Source organism: Actinomadura fibrosa, from assembly GCF_900659615.1.
Classification (GTDB): Bacteria; Actinomycetota; Actinomycetes; order Streptosporangiales; family Streptosporangiaceae; genus Spirillospora; species Spirillospora fibrosa.
Genome location: NZ_CAACUY010000487.1, coordinates 1 through 2,841 on the forward strand (window position 1 = coordinate 1; position 2,841 = coordinate 2,841).

The window sequence follows — 2,841 nt, forward strand, 5'->3', positions numbered from 1 at the left end:
CACCGCGCCGGCGCCCGCCGGCGTCCCCGGCATGATCGCGGACGAGGACGGCGCCGCCCCGAGGCGCTGAACGCCCCGGTTCACGGGCCGGAGCGGGCGGCGCGCCGGGCCTCGCTGGGCGTCCGGCCGAAGCGGGACCGGAACTGGCGGGCGAAATGGGCCTGGCTGGAGAAGCCCCAGCGATGGGCGACGTCCGCGATCGTGCCCGCCGTGCCCGGAGCGCCCGCCGTGCCCGGCGCGGTGAGGTCGTCGTGGGCCCGCTGAAGGCGCCGCTCCAGGATGTGCCGGGCCGGGGTGGTGCCCGCGGCCTCGAAGACGCGCCCGAGATGCCGGACGGAGACGCCCAGCACCCCCGCGACCCGGCCGGGGTCGAGGCGGGAGTCGTGCAGGTGCCGGTCGATGTAGTCCCCGGCGAGGATGAACTGCGTCTGGTACGCCGCGGGAAGCGAGCGTCCGCCGGAGCGTTCGACGGCGAGGAGCCTGATCAGGTCCAGGACGGCGGCGCGCGCGCCCGCCGGGTCCTCCGCGCGAGGGTTCTCCAGGACGGAGCGGAGCGCGACGACCAGCGCGCCTTCGCGGGCCGTCCCGTGCCCGAGGAGCATCGGGGCGGGGACGCCGCCCGCCAGGCACTCCCGGGCGAACAGGTCCGCGGGGATGTCGACCAGGATCTGCCGCATCGCCGAGGAGAACCCGAACAGGTACGGGCTCCGGGTGCCGTACACGACGAGGTCGCCCGCCGCGGCGGCGAGGCAGCCGTGCTCGTGCAGGAAGACCGCCTCGCCCTTCAGCAGCAGCGACGCGAACACCGAGTCCTTGGGCGCCGACCGCGCGACCCGCGGCGTCCGCTCGATGGCGTGGGCGTTGCCGCTGATGTCGGCCAGCCGGAGGTCGCCGAGCCCGTAGTTGGCCTGCCGCGCCAGCAGCCCGCGCTCGGAGTAGGAGGTGCAGGACAGCCCGACCAGCGCCCGCCGGTTGTACTCCTCCCAGAACCCGATGCGCTCGTCCGGCGCGACGTCCTCGGTGGTCGCGCGGGAGATCATCAGTGCGGACGCCGGCATGGCCGCTCCTCCCGGATCGTGCGGGCGGACCCTCGCCCCTCCGGCGGAGCCTACGTCGTGATCCAGGTCATGCGGCCATGCGGCGTCCGCCCTTCGGAAGGCCGGGCCGGTCAGCGGAACAGGGCGTCGACCTTGTCCGCGCCGAGGCCGACCTTGTCGTAGTGCTTGCGGCACATGTCGATGTAGTCGTGGACGTCGAAGTAGCCCTCCGGCTCGCCGTTCTCGTCCAGCCAGATCAGCGGCCCCTTGACGATGAACAGCGTCTTCATGGGCTCGCCGCTCTCGTAGGCGACCAGGGTGTGGCCCTCGCCCGGCGCCTCGTAGACGAAGTCGCCGGCGGTGGCCGTCCAGGGGCGCTCCAGGTAGCCCCACTTGCCGGAGATCGTGTAGGCGAACACCTCGTGCGGGTGGTAGTGCCGGTTGACGAGCCCGGCCTCCTTCGCCCGCAGGACGTCGGACCAGGTGTTGTCCTTCACGTTGATCCACAGCGGCCGGGAGCCGACCGTCTCGGTGAACGGCACGTAGTAGCGGTCGTCGTCGGTGGCGACCTTGGACAGGTACACCTCCGGCAGCGCGTCGGGCTTCTGCGCGTCCTCGATCGGCCTGAGGTCCTTCCAGAACTCCGCTCCGGGTGCTTCGGGCATGGGGCGCCTCCTCTGCGCTCGCTCCGTGCTTTCGCGCGGACCTCCCGCGAGTGAACCTCGTCACGAAGGGCCCCGTCTTTCCGCTCCCGGCCGCCGTCCTTGCACATTCCAGACATGTCCTGGTCGTACGGTGGAGGAGAAGGACCGAGGTGGGGGAGCGTTCGGGTGACCTTGTTCGGGCGCAGGCGCGAGGTCGGCGCGGTCGACGCGCTCGTCGGCGGGATCCGGGCGGCCGGCGGCGGCCTGGTGATCTGGGGCGAGCCGGGGATCGGCAAGTCCGGCCTGCTGGAGCACGCGGCCGCCCGCGCCCGCGCGGACGGCGTCGTGGTGCTGCGCGGCGCGGGCGTCCAGTCCGAGGCGAAGCTGCCCTTCGCCGGGCTGCACCAGCTCCTCGGGCCGATGCTCGGCCGGCTCGGCGAGCTGCCACCGCGCCAGCGGGACGCGCTGGCGGCGGCGTTCGGGATGGCCCCCGAGGGGGCGCCCGGAACGGCCCCCGAGCCGTTCATGATCGCGCTGGCCGCGCTGACGCTGCTCAGCGACGCCGCGGCCGCCGCGCCGCTGCTCCTCGCCGTGGACGACGCGCAGTGGATGGACCGGCCGACGGTGGACGTGCTCGGCTTCGTCGCCCGCCGCCTCGGCACCGAGCCGATCGTCCTGCTGCTGGCGGTCCGGGACGGCTACCCGACCCCGCTGAAGGACTGCGGCATCCCGGAGCTGCGGCTCCGCCGGCTGGACGAGGACGCCGCCGCCTCGCTGCTCGACGAGAGCGCGCCGGAGCTCGCCCCCGAGCTGCGCCGCCGGGTGCTGGCCGAGGCCGCGGGCGTGCCGCTCGCACTGGTGGAGCTGCCCCGCGCGCTGGACGCCCGCGGGCCCGGCGGCGACACCGGCTTCCTCCCGCTCACCGACCGGCTGGAGCGCGCGTTCGCGCTGCGGGTGGCGGAGCTGCCGGCGCCGACCCGCGCGCTGCTGCTCGTCGCCGCCGCGGACGACGGCGGCGCGATCGGCGAGCTGCTCGCCGCCGCGTCCCTCGTCACCGGGGCGGACGCGGCACGTGACCGCGGCGAACGCGCCCCAGCAGAGTTCCGCCGCCGTGCCGTCGGTGCCGCCGGAGTCACCGTCGCCCGAGGCGAGCCCGTCCC

The 2,841-nt window shown here is 74.9% G+C and carries 3 protein-coding genes; 1 reads left to right on the forward strand and 2 read right to left on the reverse strand.

The features are described from left to right. Positions 1 to 80: 80 nt before the first annotated feature. Both E1300_RS48900 and E1300_RS48905 read right to left on the reverse strand, forming a co-directional pair. Positions 81 to 1,058: a helix-turn-helix domain-containing protein gene (locus E1300_RS48900; RefSeq protein ID WP_131764070.1), complete on the reverse strand. Its 978-nt coding sequence runs from the start codon at positions 1,056 to 1,058 to the stop codon at positions 81 to 83. A 110-nt stretch (positions 1,059 to 1,168) separates the two neighbouring features. Then, positions 1,169 to 1,702, reverse strand: a complete 534-nt coding sequence (locus E1300_RS48905) for a 2,4'-dihydroxyacetophenone dioxygenase family protein (RefSeq protein ID WP_131764071.1) — start codon at positions 1,700 to 1,702, stop codon at positions 1,169 to 1,171. 165 nt (positions 1,703 to 1,867) lie between these two features. On the opposite strand from E1300_RS48905, the gene E1300_RS48910 reads away from it, so the two are divergent. Next, on the forward strand, positions 1,868 to 2,841 hold a 974-nt coding region (locus tag E1300_RS48910; protein WP_165503351.1), incomplete at its 3' end, for an AAA family ATPase.

Bases quoted from the DNA above. Each gene is read 5' to 3' on its own strand.
- E1300_RS48905 (WP_131764071.1), bottom strand. From the start codon at position 1,702: ATGCCCGAAGCACCCGGAGCGGAGTTCTGGAAGGACCTCAGGCCGATC.
- E1300_RS48900 (WP_131764070.1), bottom strand. From the start codon at position 1,058: ATGCCGGCGTCCGCACTGATGATCTCCCGCGCGACCACCGAGGACGTC.